The organism is Bradyrhizobium huanghuaihaiense (assembly GCF_025200885.1).
In the GTDB taxonomy this organism is placed as follows: domain Bacteria; phylum Pseudomonadota; class Alphaproteobacteria; order Rhizobiales; family Xanthobacteraceae; genus Bradyrhizobium; species Bradyrhizobium huanghuaihaiense.
The window spans coordinates 8277617-8298650 of sequence record NZ_CP104172.1 but is presented as its reverse complement, the minus strand read 5'-3'; the positions used below and the strand labels follow the sequence as shown (position 1 = coordinate 8298650).

At 58.9% G+C, this 21034-nt stretch carries 19 protein-coding genes and 1 pseudogene; 13 read left to right on the top strand and 7 right to left on the bottom strand.

Features of this window, described 5'->3' with window-relative positions; genetic code table 11:
* Positions 1 to 218: 218 nt before the first annotated feature.
* Positions 219 to 707: pseudogene (locus N2603_RS38910) on the top strand (transposase); the annotation flags it as partial.
* Between the two features lie 773 nt (positions 708 to 1480).
* The gene (locus N2603_RS38905) at positions 1481 to 2458 is read left to right on the top strand and encodes a D-2-hydroxyacid dehydrogenase (protein WP_260386335.1); all 978 of its coding nucleotides are present in this window, start codon (positions 1481 to 1483) and stop codon (positions 2456 to 2458) included.
* Between the two features lie 476 nt (positions 2459 to 2934).
* On the opposite strand, the gene N2603_RS38900 is transcribed toward N2603_RS38905, so the two are convergent.
* Entirely contained in the window at positions 2935 to 3438 is a 504-nt protein-coding gene (locus tag N2603_RS38900; RefSeq protein ID WP_260424454.1) for a hypothetical protein, read from the bottom strand.
* Here N2603_RS38900 and N2603_RS38895 point away from each other — a divergent pair.
* The 5 genes from N2603_RS38895 to N2603_RS38875 all read left to right on the top strand — a co-directional run bounded on the left by N2603_RS38895 (position 3344) and on the right by N2603_RS38875 (position 10705).
* Positions 3344 to 4921, top strand: a complete 1578-nt coding sequence (locus N2603_RS38895) for a 3-hydroxyacyl-CoA dehydrogenase NAD-binding domain-containing protein (protein WP_311740803.1) — start codon at positions 3344 to 3346, stop codon at positions 4919 to 4921. The genes N2603_RS38900 and N2603_RS38895 overlap by 95 nt on opposite strands.
* Before the next feature lie 260 nt (positions 4922 to 5181).
* Positions 5182 to 5976 (top strand): carnitinyl-CoA dehydratase, encoded by a 795-nt coding sequence (locus N2603_RS38890; protein ID WP_260386334.1) that lies wholly within the window; start codon positions 5182 to 5184, stop codon positions 5974 to 5976.
* Between the two features lie 60 nt (positions 5977 to 6036).
* Positions 6037 to 7230 carry an acyl-CoA dehydrogenase family protein gene (locus N2603_RS38885; RefSeq protein ID WP_260386333.1) on the top strand — a complete coding sequence of 398 codons (1194 nt, stop codon included), beginning with the start codon at positions 6037 to 6039 and terminating at the stop codon, positions 7228 to 7230.
* A 42-nt stretch (positions 7231 to 7272) separates the two neighbouring features.
* Positions 7273 to 8430 (top strand): acyl-CoA dehydrogenase family protein, encoded by a 1158-nt coding sequence (locus N2603_RS38880; protein ID WP_260386332.1) that lies wholly within the window; start codon positions 7273 to 7275, stop codon positions 8428 to 8430.
* Between the two features lie 25 nt (positions 8431 to 8455).
* The gene (locus N2603_RS38875) at positions 8456 to 10705 is read left to right on the top strand and encodes an acetate--CoA ligase family protein (protein WP_260386331.1); all 2250 of its coding nucleotides are present in this window, start codon (positions 8456 to 8458) and stop codon (positions 10703 to 10705) included.
* 338 nt (positions 10706 to 11043) lie between these two features.
* On the opposite strand, the gene N2603_RS38870 is transcribed toward N2603_RS38875, so the two are convergent.
* The 6 genes from N2603_RS38870 to N2603_RS38845 form a co-directional block, all read right to left on the bottom strand.
* Positions 11044 to 11457 carry a Rieske (2Fe-2S) protein gene (locus N2603_RS38870; protein ID WP_260386330.1) on the bottom strand — a complete coding sequence of 138 codons (414 nt, stop codon included), beginning with the start codon at positions 11455 to 11457 and terminating at the stop codon, positions 11044 to 11046.
* Complete coding sequence (locus N2603_RS38865) at positions 11450 to 12568, bottom strand: amidohydrolase family protein (protein WP_260386329.1); 1119 nt, start codon at positions 12566 to 12568, stop codon at positions 11450 to 11452. The genes N2603_RS38870 and N2603_RS38865 overlap by 8 nt, the downstream gene beginning before the upstream one ends.
* Complete coding sequence (locus tag N2603_RS38860) at positions 12565 to 13686, bottom strand: amidohydrolase family protein (RefSeq protein WP_260386328.1); 1122 nt, start codon at positions 13684 to 13686, stop codon at positions 12565 to 12567. The genes N2603_RS38865 and N2603_RS38860 overlap by 4 nt, the downstream gene beginning before the upstream one ends.
* A 15-nt stretch (positions 13687 to 13701) precedes the next feature.
* A complete protein-coding gene (locus N2603_RS38855) occupies positions 13702 to 13956 on the bottom strand; it encodes a Rieske 2Fe-2S domain-containing protein (RefSeq protein WP_260424364.1) in 255 nt (84 codons plus the stop codon).
* Positions 13883 to 14041, bottom strand: coding sequence for a hypothetical protein (locus N2603_RS38850; protein WP_260424453.1), 159 nt, complete (start codon positions 14039 to 14041; stop codon positions 13883 to 13885). Before N2603_RS38850 ends, N2603_RS38855 begins: the two co-directional genes overlap by 74 nt.
* 71 nt (positions 14042 to 14112) lie before the next feature.
* Complete coding sequence (locus tag N2603_RS38845; RefSeq protein ID WP_260386327.1) at positions 14113 to 14922, bottom strand: class II aldolase/adducin family protein; 810 nt, start codon at positions 14920 to 14922, stop codon at positions 14113 to 14115.
* A 187-nt stretch (positions 14923 to 15109) separates the two neighbouring features.
* Between N2603_RS38845 and N2603_RS38840 the strand changes: the two genes are divergently transcribed.
* The 6 genes from N2603_RS38840 to N2603_RS38815 all read left to right on the top strand — a co-directional run bounded on the left by N2603_RS38840 (position 15110) and on the right by N2603_RS38815 (position 21031).
* On the top strand, positions 15110 to 16093 hold the full coding sequence (locus tag N2603_RS38840) for a LysR substrate-binding domain-containing protein (RefSeq protein WP_260386326.1): 984 nt from the start codon (positions 15110 to 15112) through the stop codon (positions 16091 to 16093).
* A 270-nt stretch (positions 16094 to 16363) separates the two neighbouring features.
* Complete coding sequence (locus tag N2603_RS38835; protein WP_260386325.1) at positions 16364 to 17071, top strand: aspartate/glutamate racemase family protein; 708 nt, start codon at positions 16364 to 16366, stop codon at positions 17069 to 17071.
* A gap of 238 nt (positions 17072 to 17309) precedes the next feature.
* Positions 17310 to 17780, top strand: a complete 471-nt coding sequence (locus N2603_RS38830; protein ID WP_260386324.1) for a thioesterase family protein — start codon at positions 17310 to 17312, stop codon at positions 17778 to 17780.
* A 526-nt stretch (positions 17781 to 18306) separates the two neighbouring features.
* Positions 18307 to 19086 carry an SDR family oxidoreductase gene (locus N2603_RS38825; RefSeq protein ID WP_260386323.1) on the top strand — a complete coding sequence of 260 codons (780 nt, stop codon included), beginning with the start codon at positions 18307 to 18309 and terminating at the stop codon, positions 19084 to 19086.
* Positions 19087 to 20198: 1112 nt separating this feature from the next.
* Positions 20199 to 20558 carry an ATP-binding cassette domain-containing protein gene (locus N2603_RS38820; protein WP_260386322.1) on the top strand — a complete coding sequence of 120 codons (360 nt, stop codon included), beginning with the start codon at positions 20199 to 20201 and terminating at the stop codon, positions 20556 to 20558.
* Positions 20444 to 21031, top strand: coding sequence for an ATP-binding cassette domain-containing protein (locus N2603_RS38815; protein WP_260386321.1), 588 nt, complete (start codon positions 20444 to 20446; stop codon positions 21029 to 21031). The genes N2603_RS38820 and N2603_RS38815 overlap by 115 nt, the downstream gene beginning before the upstream one ends.
* Positions 21032 to 21034: the final 3 nt, after the last annotated feature.

Here is a 21034-nt window from a genome sequence, read left to right as displayed (position 1 = left end):
GACGGAAAGGACGAATGGAGAAACGGTTCCACCGACACTTCTGAAGCCTGGTTCGACTCCATGGCCCTTCTTGAGGCCGGCGAGTTATTGAGGACAGAAGTGAGCGGATATCCATGATGGCTCGGGGCAACAGCCCCAAATTGAAGCCGGATAGATTGGCGCAAACCGCTTCATCCCTTTGTCGATTCCTCTTGCAACGCGGGCGTGGTCCATAGATCGGCGTCAAAGCCTCCATCGTCACCAACAACCGCCGTTCTCCCGGGGGCCTGTTCGTGCTGCACGCCAGGGCGCTACCCGATAACCCGTACGACGGTCACACCTTGCGGGACGTCATCGACCGCACCGAGACACTCACCGGCTGCGCGATCGAGCGGGCCTATGTCGACAAGGGATACCGCGGCCACGACGCACAAAATCCCCGACGGATCTTCATCTCCGGCCAGAAGCGCGGCGTCTTCGGTGTCATCAAGCGCGAGCTGCGCCGCCGCTCCGCCATCGAACCCATCATCGGACACCTGAAGGCCGATGGTCACCTCGGCCGCTGCTACCTCAAAGGTCGCGCCGGCGATGCGGCTAACGTCATCCTCTCAGCCGTGGGCCACAACTTCCGCCGCATCCTCGCCTGGCTCAGAGAACTCTTGTGCCTCATCCCGCTCCAGCTATGGCGCACGTTCGGCCGTCCCGCCCCGCTCAATTCGCCTTCTTAACGGACGACTAGATTGGGCCGTGATCCATCGGGCTAAAGAAGGAGCGCGTCGCGCCTGCGATCTCTGGAGCAGCACATGGTCCGGTACTGACGAACAGCCGGTTCTGCAATCTTTGTCGTAGAGGGAAACGCTGTCGGTCACGATGCGTTAGAGCGATCGTTACGAGCCCACAGGTCGTATTCTGTCCTCGACTAAGAGCCCCCAGGAGTGCGTGGATAGTGGCCTGCACCATTGCGGGCGAAAGGTTCGGCGACGCGCAGCGGCAAACAATGCGCCGCAACGTCGCTGGCACGCGTGACGACCGCTCGCTTAACGATACCTAACTTTGCAGGCAACCCCTGGCGCTTGCGAACTGAATAGCTCGGGGTTTGCGGTTGCTGCACAGGACATTGAACTCTCGCGGCCTGCTCTCGTGAGCGCCAACGCCGACGAGCCAAAAGCTTCGCGTTCTGATGATTCGGCGCAGAATTTCTGGTCTGCGAAGTGCTGTATTGATTAGATTCAGATCCCGCGACCCGGTACTACTACGTCGATAAGACCTGTCGCAGACTGGGCTACGCCAGGAGCTCACGCTCGAAGTTCGTGCCCGAGGAGTTAAAGGCGATGCCTGAGATGCCGTCGTTTTTGCCGGAGAGGTCGCGAGTGGTCGCGCCGCTGGGCGCGGGGCATGATCGGTTTGCGCCAGACGGACGGCCTCCCATGCATCGGCGCGATCAATCGCGTTATTACTATTCATTATGCGCTCGTGCGCGAAGGACTAGGACAAGCTGGCCATGACAACCTCCGCACCTGCGGCTAACGGTGCCGTCACCATACTCATCGATGATTCCGACGGTGCTCACTATGCATCCTTGATCCGTCAGCGCTTTCCCGATCTGCGCGTTTTGGTCGCTAAGGATGCGGCTTCCCGAGACCGCCACGTTGCAGAGGCCGACGTTCTCCTCGCCTCCCGTTTTCCTATCGAGGACTTCGACAAGGCGCGCCGGCTGCGTTGGTTCCAGTCCACCGCGGCTGGCGTAGACAAGATATTGCCGATTCGCGACCGCCTCGGCGATCTCATCGTCACCAACGCTCGCGGGCTCCATGGAGAAGTCATCGCCGATTTCGTAATGGCGGGTATGACCATGATGCACTGGGATTTCCCCCGGCTTATGCGCGAGCAGTCTCGTAAGGAATGGCCCGATCCCCGCTACATCGCACCGCTCGCCGAGCGGACGCTTGGCGTGGTCGGGCTGGGCTCGATCGGCGCTGCCATCGCGCGTCGCGGCAAAAGCGCTGGGATGACGGTGGTCGGCTCGAAACGCGATGTCACCAAGCCAATCGAGGGAGTCGACCGACTCTTCCCGTCGGATGGCCTCGCTGAACTTTTGCAACTCTCCGACTTCGTTGTACTGGCCGTTCCTCACATTCCCGAAACGACCAAGCTAATTGGCAGCGAGCAGCTTCGACTTATGCGCCGCACGGCCTTCCTGATTAACATTGCCCGCGGCTCAGTGGTTGCGGAGAGCGAACTCATCGAGGCGCTCCAGGCAGGGACCATCGCCGGAGCCGTCCTCGATGTGTTTGAGCGAGAACCGCTGCCCGCCGACAGCCCTCTCTGGACGATGCCAAACGTCATCGTTACTCCCCACGTCGCCGGTTATGCGAGTGACTACACCACCCGCCTATTCGAGATCTTCGGCGATAACCTGCAGCGATTCATCGAGAATAAACCGCTACGGAACGTGGTTGATCTGACGCGAGGCTACTAATCGGATCCCTAAGCGAGAAGTCCAGGAGCTTTGAGCTGGCCGCCGAAACTCGGTGTGGTCAAGACGACGTCGCGCAGGTGGTTGTCACGCAGCCGCTGGATGGCTTACGCGATGAGCGAAGGCCGCGAGCAACTGACACGACCAAATGATGAGAGCATTAGGCCATCATCTTAATAGGATGCGACCCACTGAAACTCGCGCGGCTCTGCGAAGAAGGGTAGACGGGCCGTCGGTTTCAAGCGTGCAGCGCATACCGCGGCCTTGCTCTGCAGCCTCAATCGAATTGAGACATTCAAGCTTTCGATGATCCGCATTTTGTAACCCACGCGGGCAATGTGGTCGGCCCTCAACGTCCCCGCAGCCCGGCGTGACATCGTCCTGTGTGGACAAAAGTCTCAAATGAAGGCGCTCGACAGCAGAGCCCATGTTCCCCAAGCGCCCCAAAGCACGCCGAGCTCGATTATCATGCGTCATTCTCAAGTGGCTGCTACAATCCAAGTGCATGTTCCGTAGCCACATGCCTTGCGAACCTGCAGATCGTATTCCGGCCTGCTATTGAGAGCGATTCGGAATGCCCGGGTAAAACGACTACGCGCACTGACAGCGAAAGCTTCGCCGACCCCGAGCGGCGACCAAAGTGGCAACGTGCCGGCAACTCTGACCACTGATTCGTTAACGATGCCTCCGGTTGTGCGCGACAGTTCTTGCGAACCCGGGATTTCATAGCCTGTTTTGCTCCCTCGAGCGCCAAATCCGACAAGATAAAAGCTTCGCATTCTGGCGGTCAGGCGCAGAATTTCTGCTCCGTGTCTTGCTCTATTAGTTAAATTCAGACCCCGCGACACGATAGTACTTACTTGCGACAAAACTTGTCGCAGGATTGGAATGCGGTTGTTGGGCGCCGATGACGTGCGCGAGAAGCTCGGCTCAAAGTTGGTGCCTGAGAGGTCAAAGTCCATGGCGGAGGTGTCAAAGTCCATGGCGGAGGTGTCAATGTGCTCGCCGGGGAGGCGACCGCGAGAGGTCGGCCTACTGGGAGGGGGCATCATCGGCGGTGGGTGGGCCGCACGGTTTCTCCTTAACGGAGTGGACGTGCGTCTATATGACCCCGCGCCGGGTGCGGTCGAGAGAATGCAGGAGACTTTGAGCAGCGCGCGGCGGGCGTATCGAAGGCTGACGCAGGTCCCGCTGCCAGCCGAGGGGGCGCTGACGGTGGTGACTTCGGTTGCCGACGCTGTGGAGGGCGTGGATCTCGTGCAGGAGTCCGCGTCGGAGCGCCTTGAGCTCAAGCAGCGCCTGCTCGTAGCTGCCAGCCAGGCAGCCGCGCCTGAGACCTTGATTTGCTCCTCGACCTCCGGATTTCGGCCGTCGCTGCTCCAGGCGGGGGTGGATCACCCCGAGCGCCTGCTCGTCGCCCACCCGTTCAATCCAGTGTATCTGCTGCCGCTGGTTGAGTTGTGCGGGGGGCGGAGCACCACGCCTGAGGTCCTAGGTCGGGCGGCGGAGATATACCGGACAGTGGGAATGCACCCGCTAGTGGTGCGCAAAGAGGTGGATGGATTCGTCGCGAACCGGATGCAGGAGGCGCTATGGCGCGAGGCGCTGTGGCTGGTGCATGACGATGTGGCCACGGTGGAGGAGGTTGATGATGCTGTCCGGTACTCTTTCGGGCTGCGCCGTGCAGTCGTGGGGCCCTTTCGGATGGGGGGCGGGGGGGCTGCGATGCGCATGTTCCTGGAGAAATGGAGACCCGAGCTGACGTCGCCGTGGACAAAGCTCACCGATGCGCCCCAGTACACCGACGCCTTCATCGACAAGCTAGCCGAGCAGACGGACGCTCGGGCTGAGAAGCTCACTGCCGCAGAACTCGAAGAGAACCGCGACAATGCTCTTGTGGCCGTGCTGCGGGGGCTGCGCTCAGAGGGATATGGCGCGGGCGAGACGCTCGCGCGCTGGGAAAAGGGGCTGCTTGATCGCATTCCCCAGCTCACAGATGGTTCCGGCCCGCTTCGAATAGCAACAGTAGAGATACCGGCCGACTGGATCGATATCCACGGGCACGTCAACCAGGGCCGCTATCTCGAGCTCTGCGGCATGGGCACCAGAAGCCTGTTCAGTTGGATCGGCATGGACGCCGTGTACCGCTCAAGATACGGGTCGTACTACACGCGCGAGACGCACCTGTCCCATCTCCGGGAGCTGTATGCCGGCGAGCGCGTGCAGGTGCTCACACAGGTCCTCGGCGCTGACGACAAATGCCTACATATCTTCCACGTGCTCACGTGCGAGGGCGAGGAGCGGCCGGCGGCCACGGGCGAGCAGATGCTGATTCACGTCGACGCAGCCAGTCGGCATAGCGGTCCCGTGCAGGGGAAAGTGCGCGAGCGCGTGCTGAAGCTAGCCCGACTGCACGCGGACCTGCCTCGTCCCCGGCGCGCCGGCGCAAGCATCGGCCTGCACTGAACGGAACGTCGCTGCGAAACCTCTCAACTGCCGCTAGTCGTCCCGGGCCAGCCCTCAAATACTGAGAAGCATTTGATTGTATGAAGGAGATAAACGCCATGGGAAGCGCGAAGCGCGATTTAGCCCGCGGATCAAGGGTGTCACTAGGAGTGCTGCAGTTTTAAACGGGCTTTGCTCGGCTCCTGCCAAGAAAGAGGCTTCAAGCTTCGAGGGAGAGGGCGTCCGGATCGCCGATGTGTTGCTAATGCTTGGAGAGAAGAATGACTGACGTTATCACTACCCGCCGCGATGGCGCGGTTCTCGAAGTTACGCTTGACCGGCCGAAGGCCAATGCCATCGATCTCAAAACGTCGCGGGTGATGGGGGAGACCTTCAAGGCGTTCCGCGACGATCCAGACCTACGCGTCGCAATCCTCAAAACTGCCGGAGACAAGTTCTTCTGCGCCGGTTGGGACTTGAAGGCCGCAGCCGCGGCCGGCGGGACGGACGACGGCGCCTACGGCGACTACGGCGTCGGCGGCTTCGGCGGCCTGCAGGAGCTGCGGGATCTCAACAAGCCGGTGATTGCCTGTGTCAACGGGATGACCGTCGGCGGCGGCTTCGAGCTCGCACTCTCCTGTGACTTGATCTACGCTTCCGATCATTCCTCCTTCGCGCTGCCGGAAATTCGCGCAGGCGTCCTGGCCGACGCGGCGTCGATTAAGTTGCCGAAACGCATCCCTTATCACGTCGCAATGGACCTTCTGCTCACCGGCCGCTGGATGGATGCCGCAGAGGCGCATCGTTGGGGCTTGGTCAACGAAGTATTGCCCAAGGAAAAGCTCGAGCAGCGCGTTCACGAGATCGCGGGCTTGCTTGCAAGTGGTCCGCCGCTGGTCTTTGCCGCTATCAAGGAGACAGTACGCGTGGCCGAGCCGCTCTCCTTCCAGGACGCCATGAACAGGGTAGGACGCCGTCAGCTCGCGACAGTTGATAGGCTGAGCCGCTCAGAGGATAGGCTCGAGGGGCCTCGAGCGTTCGCTGAAAAGCGCGCTCCGGTTTGGAAAGGCAGATAATGCTGTCCCTCAGAATAATCGCGATAGCTCGAAACTGAATTCGCTCAAGGGGACACTCTCATGGATCTCGCGTTTACAAAAGAAGAGCAGGCGTTCCGCGAAGAGGTGCGTCAGTTCCTGCGTGACAACGTGCCACCGGGGATTCGGCGCAAACTGATTGAGGGCCGGCCGCTATCAAGAGATGAGGTGGTCGCGGGCGCACGCGTCCTCAACAAAATGGGCATTCCCTATTGGCCTAAGGAATATGGGGGGGCAGGGTGGACCCTTATGCAACGTTACATCTTCGAACAAGAGGTGCGAGCGTATCCCGCGCGGATCGTGCAAAACTTCGGCGTGTCACTGGTGGGACCGGTAATCTACACCTTCGGAAATGAGGCGCAAAAGAAATACTATTTGCCGCGTATCCTCAACCTTGAGGACTGGTGGTGCCAGGGCTTCTCAGAGCCCGGTGCGGGCTCCGATCTCGCCTCACTCAAGACGCGGGCCGTGCGCAATGGCGACCACTACGTCGTGAACGGCCAGAAGATCTGGACGACATCGGCGCAATACGCCAATTGGATCTTCTGTCTGGTCAGGACGAATCCCGATGTGAAGAAGCAACAGGGCATCTCCTTCCTTCTCATCGATATGAAGACGCCGGGCGTTAGTGTGCGTCCGATCCAGCTGATCAACGGCGGTCACGAGGTGAACGAGGTCTTTTTCTCTGATGTTCGCGTTCCGATCGAGAATCTTGTCGGCGAGGAGAACAAAGGCTGGGAGTATGCCAAGTTTCTTCTCGGCAACGAGCGCTTCAGCGACTCCAGCGTGGGCAATTCCAAGGAGCGCATCCGGCGCATCAAGGAACTTGCGGCCCGGACTTGCGCCGACGGTGAGAGGCTATTTGACCAGGCCGCCTTCCGGGAGAAGGTCGCCGCAGTCGAAGTCCAACTGAAAGCGCTTGAAATAACCCAGCTTCGGGTGATCGCCAATGCATCGAAGCAGCAGACGAGCGCGGACCCAGCAAGCTCCATCCTTAAGCTTCGTGGCTCAGAAATCGAGCAGGCGACGGCAGAGCTTCTGATGGATGTAGTCGGACCTTATGCGCTTCCGTATTTCTCGGAAGAGGAACTCGAGAGCGGTAGCGAACAGCAGATCGGCCCTGACTGGGCCGCGACGATCGCGCCTGCTTATTTCTACAGCCGCGCGGCGTCGATCTATTCGGGCTCCAGTGAAATTCAGAAGAACATTATCGCCAAGGCAATCCTCGGCCTCTGATGCTTTGAAGCCCGCACGCCCCGATTCAGGAGAAATTCGCCAGTGAACTTTGATTTATCGGAGGAGCAACGGCTCCTCAAGGATAGCGTCGAGCGGCTAGTGCTCGACAGCTATAGTTTCGAGAACCGCCGCCTGTATCAGGGGGAGGAGCGGGGCTATAGCGAGGCGATGTGGACGCGCTATGCCGAACTTGGGCTTCTTGGATTGTCTTTCGGCGAGGAATATGGCGGCTTCGGCGGCGGCGCGATCGAGACGATGATCGTTATGGAGGCCTTCGGTACGGCGTTGATCTTGGAACCTTATTTTGCGACTATGGTGCTTGCCGGCGGGATTCTCCGGCACGCGGCGAGCGAGGCGCAGAAGGCGGAGATCATCCCCGCGGTCGTGGAAGGCCGGACAAAACTATCCTTCGCCCATGCGGAGCCGCGGTCGCGTTACGACCTTTTCGCGGTTGAGACGCAAGCGAAGAAGGACGGAGAGGGGTGGGTCCTGAACGGCGCCAAAGGCCTAGTCCTCCACGGCGATACCGCCGAGAAAATCGTCGTATCGGCGCGAACAGCCGGAGGACCGCGGGAGAAGGATGGGATCGGCCTTTTCCTGGTCGACACCGATGCGCCGGGCCTCACGCGCCGCGGTTATCCGACACAGGATGGTCTACGCGCGGCGGAGATGGCGCTCGAGAATGTACGCGTTAACACGGTCAATGTCATTGGCGACCCGGCAGGGGCGTTTCCAGTCATCTCGCGGGTGGCGGACGAGGCGGTCGCAGCGCTCTGCGCAGACGCCGTCGGCTCCTTCGCCAGAATGCAGGCCATCACACTCGACTATCTCAAGACGCGCGAGCAATTCGGTAAGAAGATTGGCACCTTCCAGGTGCTCCAGCATCGGGCCGCCGACATGTTTGTCGAATTGGAGCAGTCGCGCTCGATGGTCATGTACGCCGCCATGAAGGCGGGCGAAAGCGACGCGACCGAGCGTGCGCGCGCCATTTCAGCGGCAAAAGTCCAGATCGGCCGGTCGGCGAAGGTGATTGGCCATCAATCGATTCAGCTCCATGGTGGCATCGGAATGACCATGGAGCACAGCATCGGCCACTACTTCAAACATGTGACCGTGATAGACAGACTGTTTGGCGATGCCGACCATCACCTGAAGCGGCTTGCCGCTCTCGGAGGGCTCGAAACCGAGCAAACGAATTGACAGAAACCAACTGAGTAACGCGCGTATGCGAGTTGATGATGTGGCGAGGGAAACATCCGATCTTGCCGGCCAGGAGGCCGGTCAGCGCGACTCAGCAAGAAGGATCGACGGGCTTTTCCGGCCGCAATCCGTCGCCGTTGTAGGGGCTTCCCTGAAGGGGGGCTATGCCACGGAAATTCTCGCGAACATCAACAAATGGGGTTTTTCGGGCGAACTCGCGGCGGTCAACCCGCGCTACGAGCGGATTGAGGGTATTCCGTGCTTTCCGAGGTTGACTGCGATTCCGCATCCGGTCGGACTTGCCGTGATCGCCGTCAACACCAACGCCATCGCCGCAGTACTCGACGATTGCGAATCCGCGGGTGTTAGTGCGATCCAGATCATCTCAACGGGCTTCGCCGAGCAGGGCGGGGAAGGCATCGCGAAGCAGCGCTGGCTCGCCAATTGGGCCGAACGAACAGGCATTCCAGTCGTCGGTCCGAACTGCTTTGGGCTGATGAACGCGGCCAACCGGCTGGTGGCGACTCCGATCGACTTTTTTTCCATGAAGGCGGGTGGCGTCAGCGCCGTCCTGCAAAGCGGCCAGCTAGGCTACAGCCTGATCGCACCGATGCTGGCTCGCGGAATAGGAATCGGTCGCGTCGTTACCACGGGCAACGAAGCCTGCCTCGACGTTGCGGATTTTATCGATTATCTGGTTGACGATCAGGAGACCCGCGTCATCGCCTGCTACTGCGAGCAGTTCAAGCGGCCGCTGGAATTCATCAAGGCGTGCGAGCGTGCGGCTGACAACGGCAAGCCGATCGTCATGATCAAGGTCGGTCGATCCAAGGCCGCCCGCGAGGCGGCCTTGGCCCATACTGGCTCGCTAGTGGGCTCGGACGTGGCGGTCGACGCCGTGCTGAAGAAGCTAGGCGTGGTCCGCGTCGACACAGTCGATCAGCTGATCGAGACCGCGGCCGCGCTGTCCTCGACCAAGCGGCCCCGCGGCCGACGCGTTGCCTTCGTGTCCTTCTCAGGCAGCGCGGGCGGCATGCTGTCCGACCTCGCCGAGCCCTGCGGCATTGAATTCCCCCCGCTGCCTGTGGCCGTGAAGGCACGACTAGAGGCCGTCGTGCCCCAGGCCGGGAACTTCGCCAACCCACTCGATCTCACCGCGCAAGGCTTCTTAAACCCGCGCGTCATCGATGAATCTCTTGAGGCACTCAGTACGTGTAACGCATATGACGTGGTGGTCTGGGGCCGTGCCTTCCCTCACTACCTTGATATGTGCTCCGACCTTGGTCAGGCGCTGACGCGCGCTGCGTCGGCCACGCCGGACGTAGTTTTTTCTGCGATGAGCCTTGTCGGAGGCCATTTCCATCCAGGTATCGGCCCGAAGTCCGCGGCGATCGAGCCTGCGGCCGAGTTCGACGGCATGCCCCTCCTGCAAGGCATGGACACCGGACTGAAGGCGCTCTCTGCGCTTATTGGCTATTCCGAGTTTCTGCGCGCCCACAAATCCAGCAATCGCCTCTCCGAACATTCGGGCCAGCGCAGCGCCCATTATGCTGAGGCGGTGCGCATAATCCGCAACGCCAAGGGCGACATTCTGACGGAACGAGAAGGCAAGCGTTTGCTTGCACTTTACGGAATCCCTGTTACCCGCGAAACGCTCGCGACTGGAGCGGATGAAGCGGCACGCGCCGCCAAGGATATCGGCTTCCCCCTGGTTATGAAGGTCGAGTCGGCGGAGATTGTGCATAAGACAGATGTCGGTGGCGTCGTGCTCAACATCTCCTCGCCCGAAGAGGCTACGAGCGCGTTCGAGCAGATCACCTCCTCGGTCCGATCGCACCATCCCGAATCGCACATCGCTGGCGTGGTGGTGCAGGAGATGGTCAAGCCGGGTATCGAGGTGATGCTCGGCGCCACTTTCGACGCGCAGTTTGGGCCGGTCATTGCCTTCGGTTTGGGCGGGATCTGGGTTGAGGCGATGAAGGACGTCCGTGTGTTGCTACCGCCTTTTGATGCGTCCGATGTCAGTGCAGAGATCTCTCAGTTGCGGGCGGCAAATGTGCTACGCGGCACTCGCGGTGGAGCGAAAGCAGACTTGGACAGCTTGGCCGAATGTATCGTCAGATTCAGCACACTCTGCACGGATCTTGCCGACGAGATCGGCGAGATCGACATCAACCCCGTCATCGTCGCGGCCAATGGCACTGGACTGTCCGCGGTCGACTGTCTCATCGTCAAAAAGACCGTTGGTGTTACCAGGCAGCCCAGCGGACGCTGATGCCGTCTTACGGTAGGCTTGGAAGCCTTTTGTGCCGCACGATGATCTGTCAGTCGATGTAGACGGCAGCACTGCTCACTGCAACGTCACTCCCACGATGTGTTTTAGGCGTCCCATTCAGAAACGAGCCATGCACCGCAACATTTACCGGGTGGTACGCTCGCGAATTCAAGGTGTTCACCATTTTCTCTGCGGGACTGCTTAGCAGCGCCGGCCGCGTTGTCGGCTTGGTCGTGCTGGACGTTCCCGCATTGTTGATGCGTAATGGAGCCCACCTCCGATACTGCATGACGACGCCGACCATCACCACACACTCCTCGGAAGCCATCTTTCCGTACCTACAAATCCAAGACGATGTAAGTATCTTCGACTGAGACACTAAAGGTCTCTGCAACGAAAGGCCCCCTTTCAAGTTCACGGCCGGATTGAACTTCCACATCGTAAGCTTTTGTCTTCACCGATCCCGGGCTGCAGTATGACCGACCTGACCGAATATCAAACTCCCAGCCATGCCAAGGGCACTTGATGATCTCTCCTGGGCGCGAGTAGTTGAAGCAGCCTGGGCCATCCGACCGAAGCAACCCGGTAAGAACTCCACGACTGAGACGTGCACCGGAATGAGGGCATCGGTCAAGCAGCGCGAAGTACTGTCCGTCGCGATTGAACACCACAATCGGGCGGCCTTTCACCGTTGTCGCCAATCGGCCACCATTCGGTATATCACCTACGGCCGCGATAACGTGCTTAGCCATTCCGCGGCTCCAGTCCGTACAATTTGGCGGCGTTCGCGAAGTAGATTTGGCGCCGCTCTGACTCTGAAAGGGCGTACTTGAAAGCCCGACTAGGATCGTCAAAATCCCAATGTGGATAATCTGACGAGAATAAAATCCGATCCCAGCTAAACCAGGATATTATTTCACGAATGTCATTCACCCTCTCGGGCTCTTCCATAGGCTGCGTCGTTAAATAGACAGACCGTTTGACATACTCCGACGGAGGCATTCTTAGGTGCGGCACCTCGGTTCGCATGCGGTGCCATTGACGGTCTGCACGCCAGCACCAAGCATTGATCCACGCGAAGCCGCCCTCAACAAGCACCACTCTTAAGGTTGGAAAGCGCTCGAAAACGCCCTCGAAGACCAAGCTTGTTAGAAGCTCGCTGTGTTGACAGGGAAATGCTTGGTGGCCCTCTTGATAAAACGAAGCCCACCCCGCCCCTCCGGGGCATCCGTTTCCGCCGTTAACGTGAAGTCCCAAAGGCAAATTATGTCGTACCGCTGCTTCATAGATCGGCCAATAGCGTTTGCGACCTAGCGGCTCGGTGACGCGGGGGGCCATGCAAATCTGAACAAAGTCACCTTTGTCAGCCCAACACTCAATTTCCTTCACAGCACCTCGGGCATCCTCTCCATTAATAATCAAGCTAGCCTTTAGCCGACGATCCTTTTGCGTCCACTCATTGTACTGCCACCAGTTGACCGCACTGGACATGGCCGTTCCGAAATCCAAGTTCCTCTCCATCATCCCGGATGGGTGTAAAAGGAACAGGATCCCATAGTCGACCCCGCACGGGTCTAGATATTGTTCTTGCATGAACGACAGTGAGGATCCGGGAGCACCATCCCCTGGTGGCCAAGCATCGCGCCTACTGAAGGCGGGGGTTCCCGGCGGACATCTAAAAGCATCGACAAACGGTTCGCGATAACGCATTCCGAAGGCATCGAAATGCTCGCGCCATCTCTGGCTTAAGTAAGGGAGCAAATCATTGTATGACCGCAGGGACGGATGGATATCGCAATCGATGATCCTTTGTTTGACCTTTCCAGCCGACTGGAAAGCGCCCTGCTCGATTGGCTTGTTCATCGTTGAAGCTCCTTCAAACGAGGATAGGTCGTCAAGGGATTGTCAACGCAAATCTTCCGCGCGAGCGTGGCCGAAATGCCTGTCGGCAACGCTCGGACACCATCAAAATGATGGTGCGGATAATCGGTGGAAAAGAGGATCATCTCGTCAGATTGGAGTTGGTCGAAAACTCGCTCAAAGACGTCGGGCGCAAGAGGTGCGTCGGCCGGCTGGAGCGTAAAACGAAAATTATCTCGAATGATTTCGACAGGGGATTTGTCGACCCATGGCGTCTCAAAACGAAGACCCCGCCAGGTCTTCAAAGTGCGCCACAAGAAGGCCGGAAGCCACAGAAAGCCTGATTCAGAACAAACAAACCGCAGCCGAGGAAATCTCTTGAACACGCCCTGAGTAATAATATTCAATATTTGCAATTGAAAAATACTGGGATGATCGACGTATTCGGCGACGAAGTACGATTGCCAGCCGAGAAATGAAGGCGCGTGTTTGTAGTTGCTGCCGCAATGAATCGCGATGGGCAATCTGTGATTGTTCGCGGCCTCGTAAATCGGCCAGTAGAATGGCCTTCCAAGCGGGAGCTCATTACCTGCGAGCATTAGAACTTGGACAAATCGCCCATTCGAAGCCAACCTTTCGATCTCCTGAGCAGCGGCACCGGGATCCTCAGGAGTAACGACAATTGAGGCGCAAAAGCGCATGTCGTATGGCAGCCATTCCTTTGCAATCCAGTCATTTAACGCTTTGGTAAAAGCCACTGCCATTCCGATATCGGCAATGGATTGAACTCCAGACAGCGGGTTCAATATTGCCGCGCGCGTGCCGAATGGCGCTATTGCGTGCTTGATCAGGTCTTCCGGACGGGAGCCCGGCCTCCCATGTTCGGGGCGCCAGTCTGGCCGGCATAATCCCGGAGCATTAGGTGGGAAGCTGGAGCTGGTAAAGTCGCTACGATAAATTGCGCGTTCGACCACTTGCCTCTTCCAATGCTCGTCCATGTAGGGGAGGAGCGAAGCTATGCCAGGCACCGTGGGATGGATGTCGCAGTCTATACAACCTACATCGGGCACACTTTCCCCATCGGAAAAAGCGGCAGTGCGATCAAGTGTCTCATTTTCCATTTTGGCCACGAGCCTCTACATGCCGATAGTCGGATTCACATACTGGGGCAAAAGGACTTCAAGCCGACCGCCACAGATGCGAGTATCAAGAACATTTAGATCGCAAGTAACAGGATCTCCGAGGGCGAGGCCGGTTTTCAGATCGAACTGACCGGCGTGCAGGAGGCATTCGAGAATGTTCTCCTCTAACCATCCATCAGTTGAGATCGAAAACGCATGCGTACAAACATCGTGTGCGGCGACGAACTGAGCCGATTGTGATCTGCCGATCGCCGACTTCAACGCCAACTATTTCACCACAGGCCAAGCCTTTGATACTCAAAACGTCGGTCCATTTGCCGACAGCTTCTTTCATGGGTGCGCCCCTCTCCGAGGCCGTCAATCAAAGCCATGGTTCTTTTACAGACTTACGTGCCGGCTGAGCTCTCAGTTCCGATAATCTGGCGTTTCCCTGCGCTCGAGCATGCGCTTCAACGCATCGAAATGGACCTCGCAAGCTTTGCGGTCCGGTTTCGGGTTGCCAAAAATGTAGCTACGCGCGGAGGATTCGGTCATGTCTTTGACCACTAACGGGTCCACTTGGCGAAGCTCCTGGTGCGTCCACATCGCGTAGAGTTGCACCTGGCAGGCGCGTTCAAGGTAATAGAGTCGATCATAGGCCTCGGCGACCGTCTCGCCGACAACCAGCACGCCATGATTGCCCATAAACAACACCGACTTGTCGCCGAGGATCCCGGCAAGACGCTCACCTTCCTTGATATCATTGGCACCACCGGGATAGTGCTCGTCATAGGCGATGTCCTTCATACATAGGATTTCCGTCTGGCCTATCGCTTTGATACGCGAATCCTTAAGCCGGGTGAGCGCGCTGGCATAGGGCATGTGAGTATGGAGCGCGGCTCTCGCCTTCGGGTTTAGGCGATGAACTGGCGCGTGGATACAGAACGCGGTCATTTCAATATCACCCTGGCCGCTTAGAACCGTCCCGTCATAGCTCACTTCAATGAGCGAGCTGGCAGTGACCTCCGACCAATGCAACCCGAACGGAATCGAGAGGAAACCGTCGGACTTGCCTGGCATCGCTACCGTGAAGTGATTGAAAATGCCCTCGCTGAAGCCCTGGATAACGGCAAGACGATGAGCGGCCGCGAGATCGACCCTTGCCTGCCATTCGGCAGTGTGATGAGAAGCAGTTTCCGCGGTGTCGGATATGTCCTTAGATTTTTGAATCAACATTGGCTTGTCTCCTTACCTTTACGTCCTATTCGCGGGGTATAAAGACATTCCCAACTGGCACGTCCCCAGTCCATTGCTGATTGGAACAAAGAACTTGCTGAACGGGCAAGATCGGTGGTTCAGCGACTTGCGAGATTCTCATTGATTGCGGTATTGTGACGTTGGCAGGTCGACAAAGATATGAACCATGTTGAGCCGCAGAGTTATCCCCCCGACTAACCTGCTGGTCACCTTTTGCGTCACCGCAAAATATTGCAGCGTAGTCCGGGCGTCGGAAGATCTGAACTTGGCCCAAAGCGCCGTGTGCCGCCAAGTGCAGAAGCTTGAGGACCTGCTCGGCGTGAAGATGTTCGAGAGGGTCAAAAAGCGGCTGGTGTTAACGGAAGCCGGCAGGGCCTATGCCGAAACCGTTCGCCCATTGCTCGACGCCATTGCCTCCGCCAGCCCTGCACTTACATCACTCTCCGATGAGAACATTCTGAACATCGCGATCTTGCCGACGATCGGTAGCCACTGGCTGGCGCCCCGGATTCGCTCATTCCACGACAGGCATCCGGACATCGTCATCCGCTTCACGAACCCATGGGAGCCGTTTGACTTCGGGGTCACTGCCGTGGATGCGGCGATCCTTAGTTACGAGGATGGATGGCAGGGGGCCACGTTGGATTTCCTGGCAGATGACATCCTAGTAACGGTCTGCAGCTCCGCCTATGCCGAGGAGCATGGGTTGCGCGAAGAGGGGGATCTCGACCGATGCAGCCTGCTCCAACTTCACTCGCGAGACGAAAGGTGGCCCCTGTGGTTTGAACAAGGCGGCTTGCCGAGAAAGGCTATGCATCTTGGCCCGAGTTACCAACTCCACTCGATGATGACCGAGGCAGCCGTATCCGGCCTAGGTGTTGCTCTGGCGACAATCTTTCTGGTTGAACGTGAGCTGGAGACCGGGCATCTGATCGTGCCGCTGCCGCGGACGTTCAAGTCCAGCGTGCGGTATTACCTCGCTTATCCGCGACGCACGCGCTCAATCCGCGCCTTTCAAGCTTTCCGGGACTGGTTACTGTCCGAGGCAAAGTCCCTACCCACGGCCGGATGGCAGCCGGAGGTGGCTGCCGTCGCGACCATACCAGCAGCCGGCATCAGCGCATCGGGACAAGTGGCCCACGGCCACTAAGTGCCTCAACCAGAATGCCGGATTTCACTCGCGCGACTGCCGAAGCTCGATTGCGCATCAGGCGGCGAAGACGGATCAGCCTTACCTAATCGAAGTGGCCCGCGTTGGGATGCTCCCTTTCCGATCGCAAGCTTCGGGATACACTGCTTGCGCAAAAAGCTTCGCGATTGCGGACCAGAAGCAGCATTTCCACGAGATCTGGTCCGAAATCGGGGAAATGCAGCCGTGCGTGTCAATAGTCTAGCGAAGTGCAAGCTCTTGGAGACCTGAATGGTGTCGCAGTCCACAAGCTCTCTTGGAATTCTGGATCTCGAACGTGGGCTTCCAGCCGGCGCTACGCCGCCGACACCAGCGCCCGGATCGCTGATGAGTTCGGCTACGTACGACTTTCCTGTCATTTCGGAAACCGTCGCCGGAGCTTGGGCAGATGTCGCTATGCGCGGTGATCCTGAACTCGAGCCGGCCTATGTCGCGGCTGCTCGGCGATTGGTCGAGCGAGGCGCCGTCGCGATCAGTTCAAACTGCGGCTTTTCAATACGCTATCAGGCGGCGGTAGCCGCATCGGTCAATGTCCCTGTGGTGATGTCGAGCCTGCTTCTGGTGCCGGCTTTGCTCCGCCAGCTGTCGCCGCACGCTAAGCTCGCCGTAGTAACCTCCGATTCGAAGCAATTCAGAGAAGATCTGCTTCCGATCAGTCGTCCGGACGAGCGCGCGAGGATCGTTATCGGTGGCATTGAAGACGGCGTGTTCTACCAGAACGTGATGAAGACTCCGCCGGTACCGACTGATGCAGCCGACATTGAGAAAGATGTCGCTGCCTGTATCGCACGGCTGCGCGCCGCAAATCCGGAAATCGCCGTGATCGTATTTACGTGCACGGGGTTTCCGGTAATAACGCCAGCGATCCGTCGTGCGACGGGCCTGCCTATCTACGATATCACGACCCTCTGCCGATCGACGCTTTCGTCGCTGGTCTAATGGACTGCGTCCTGCAGCATTCGAGATGCTGCCTTCGTCCGCAACGGCCGTTGACGAACATCGTCAAGCGACCCGCGAGGTGAGGGGCCGCTTGCATCTCGATTTGAGGGGCGCATTCATGGTGCATTCCTCCATGCTTCGGCCGCCTCGCTCTGGTCGAAAACGATAGCGTAGAGGCATCACTGACGACTTTCGGCGCACCCCGGAAAATTGTGCCCTGACCGGCCTGGAGGAATTGATGTTCATCTATCGTTGCCATGTTCAGGCGTCTTGGCTTGACCTAAACGTGCATATGAGCGCTCGCGCGTATCTCGATGTATTTACGGATGCCGGCGTGTTGGCCCTGCGAGACTTGGGGCTCGGCCCGTCCTATCTCGAGGGAGGTCACTCCGTTTTCACAGGCGATTTCCACATCACCTACGTGCGCGAGATTCGTGCCGGAGGAACCCTGACGGTCGCCACCCGCATTCTCGATTTGGACACGAAGCGCTTCGTGTTCCACCAAGAAATGACAGACGACTGCAACGGCGCGCTCGCGGCAACGGCGGAGCACCTGCAACTCAACGTCGGCCTCGCGAGCCGAAAGGTTGAGCCGTTTCGTCCAGAGATCTTCGATCGTCTTCGGAAAGCGCAGCAGGACCAGGGTTCAAGCCCGCCGCGTAATGTCGGCCGCGCAGCGTCTCTGATGGCAGCCGCGCCCGCCCGATGAGTTGGCTGCGCGAAGCGATCGGCGGCTTCAGACTGTTTTCGCCAAGCATTGCCGCTTTCCTTGTGCCAATCGAGCGTTAACTGCGTGAGTTTATGCTCCGGGCTTGCAAGTGTCGGCCCCCAATTTCGGATATGTCCCTGAGGGAATGTACTTGGCTAGCTGAGCGCGAAAATCCGCTGGATCGAGGAGCGACTGAACGCCCGCCTTCACGAGGCAGACCGTTGCAACTCAGATTTCGTTCCGTCTCTGATTCCATCGATTCAGGCTTTCGCGGAAAAGCTTTGCGAGTCGCGCCCTAGCGCACGATTTCGCTTGGGCGGATGGTTGTTCCGGCGCAATTCGACACGTACAGCAGTGTATCCTCTATTCTTTAAATCATAGCCCCGCTCGCTCGGAATCCTGAATCCAACGGGTCCTACCGCGCGACGGCCGAGTCCCTGATGATCAAATCCGTTTTGCAAGCCAGGAAGAAGGGCGCAAACGAACGGCTGAGTTCGCCTGCCATGAAACAAGAAGGAGTATGAGAATGATTGAGCTACCCTCGCTGGAGCTTGCGGGACGGCGCGCAGTTGTGACCGCGGCAGCGGCCGGCATTGGCCTTGTTATCGCGAAGCTCTTCGCTGCGGCCGGAGCACGGGTGGAGATCTGCGATCTTAACGATGGAAACTTGAAGGCCGTCACTGAGACGACTCCGTCAATTGGCGTAAGCCGGTGCGACCTAGCCGATGCAGGGGACGTTGAACGTTTTGCTCGGGATGCCTTCGGACGGCTAGGCGGCGTCGACATCCTGATCAATAACGCCGGCATCGAAGGTCCTATTGAATCTATCGAGACAATGAAAGTCGAGGAGTGGAATCGAACGCTGGCGGTCAATCTCACCAGTCACTTTCTGCTCGCTCGGACGGCACTTCCTTACATGCGTCAAGCCGGCGGAGGCGCCATCGTGAATATTTCTTCGGTTGCGGGTTTGACCGGGTATCCATTTCGCGCCCCTTACAATGCGAGCAAATGGGGAGTCATTGGACTCACCAAAAGCTTGGCTAAGGAGTTGGGCCCATCCGGCATCCGTGTAAATGCGATTTGCCCAGGTACGGTTGAAGGGGACCGTTTGGAACGAATCATGGCAGCTAAGGCGCGGGGGCGAAGCACTACGGTGACTGCGATCCGCTCGCAGATGGTGGGGGATTCCTCACTGGGAAAGACGGTACGGCCCGAGGATATTGCGGCCATGGCGCTATTCCTGGTGTCGAATGCCGGCGCCAGTATATCCGGGCACGTATTTCCGGTGGACGCGGATGCCATGTGATTTTCGTCTCTTTTGCTCGGGGTGAGTGCGAGTGCTGCTGTGCCCGGATTGTCAAGCCGCACGCAGGCGGAACCTGCTTCTTGGCAGGAACGCCTTAGGGGCAGGGGGGCGAGCTTGCGCGGGTGGCTAGACGTGACTCGCCGCGCTGCGCGGCGAAGAAAGCTGGTGCGTTGGCCGTCGCCTCCGAGGCGGCTTCAAACAGTATGGCCGTGCGTTAGCACGGCTTTGTTGGTGGATTGGATAGGCTGGGCCGGTGCGAATCCGAACTGCCATACGGTCGGGTTCGGCCAACGTACAGACCAAGTTGTCGGAAAAGCCAAGAAGGCGACATCGCCGCAGCGATGGCAAACGTTCCGGCATGTTGCCGCCGGTGGATGAATGTCAGGTGATGCTGCATTCGAGCGGCGGTCCAGGTCCCGCTTCATAGTGGCGACCTCTTCGGTCAGCCGGTCACCTCGCGCTAGCGCTCATCCATACGCAATGGTTGTGCGGCCGGCCACGCCCCTTCTTTTTGGTTAAAGAGATCGGTTACCGGCGGCTCGGATCAAAAGCGTGGGTACAAGACGTCGGTGGCAATGATGTCTGAGCGATCAGGCGTGTTCGACCCGGCTGAAGGTTCATGGGGCTTCGCCTGGAGCGATGAGCGTCGTCATCGTTTGTTCAAAAGCTCAGCCGGTTCCTCGGGCTTCGCGCGCGTACTCGTTTTACCTGCTAGGACGCAGGATTTCGGCCGCTCCCTGCGCCACATTGCTGAAATGCGGCTCTAAGGTTCGATAACCTTTCTGTGAAAGCCAAGCCTCGTGTCGGACGAAGCGTGCAGCGTCAAAGGCAGGTAGGGCAGGATGCGCCACTTGGTCAACCCCAAACGTGCACTGCAGACCTATTCCTGCGACCTCGATCGCATGGTGAAGAAGCTGCAATCGGTCCAGAAAGACCATCGTGGTCTGGCGGTCGGCGATGCCTCAGCGGGAGAAGCGCCAAGCCCGCGGGGAGGGGGATGCTAGGCATGGACAATGTCTCTGTGAGATTTTCCGAGATCCAGAAGACCTATGACGGCGAAATGCTGGTCGTTAAGAATCTCAATTTGGATATCACTGGGGGAGCTCTTGACCATGCTGGGGCCCTCCGGCTCGGGCAAGAGGACGACGCTCTTGATGCTCGCCGGCTGCGACGCGTCCCCCCGGGGCGGCATTATTCCGGAGGAGCGCTCGATCAACAAGATGCTTCCGCACAAGCGTGACATCGGCATGGTGTTCGAGAACTACACGCTTTTTTCGCACACGACCGTGGAGGAGAACCTTGCCCTCCGGCTGAAGGTCCGCATCGGCAAGGCCGAGATCGAGACCGGATCAAGCGGATGCTCGAGATGGTGCGGCTCGGTGCGTACGGCAACCGCCGGCGCAGTCGGCTTTCCGGCGATCGGCAGCAGCGCGCCGCGCGGGCCGGCGCCTTCGATCCCGAGCTTGCGCTGATGGATGAGCCGCTCAGCGCGCTGGACAAGCAGCTGCGCGAGCAGATGCAGATCGAGATCAGGCATATCCACGACGATCTCGGCGTCACTGTTATCTACGTGACGCACGGTCAGGGCGAGGCGCTGACCATGTCGGACCGCACAGCCGTGTTCAACGACATCCAGCAGCCCGACCTCACCCGTACGAGCGGCTGCAGAACGCCTTCGTCGCCAAATTCATGGGGCGAGAACAACCGGCTGCGCGGCAAGGTCGTGGCGATGAATGGCGCTGCCTGCAACGTGGAAATTGCAGGCGCCGGCATCGTGCATGCGCTGGCCAATGTCGAAGCGGGCGGCCGGCCGACCGTGCTGTCGTTGCGGCCTGAGCGAGTGGAGCTGAACCGGTTCTCTGCCCAATGTCTTCAGCGCACAAATCGCGGAGGTGATCTACCGGACGACCACGTGCGTATCCAAGCTCCGATCTGCGGCCCATGATGA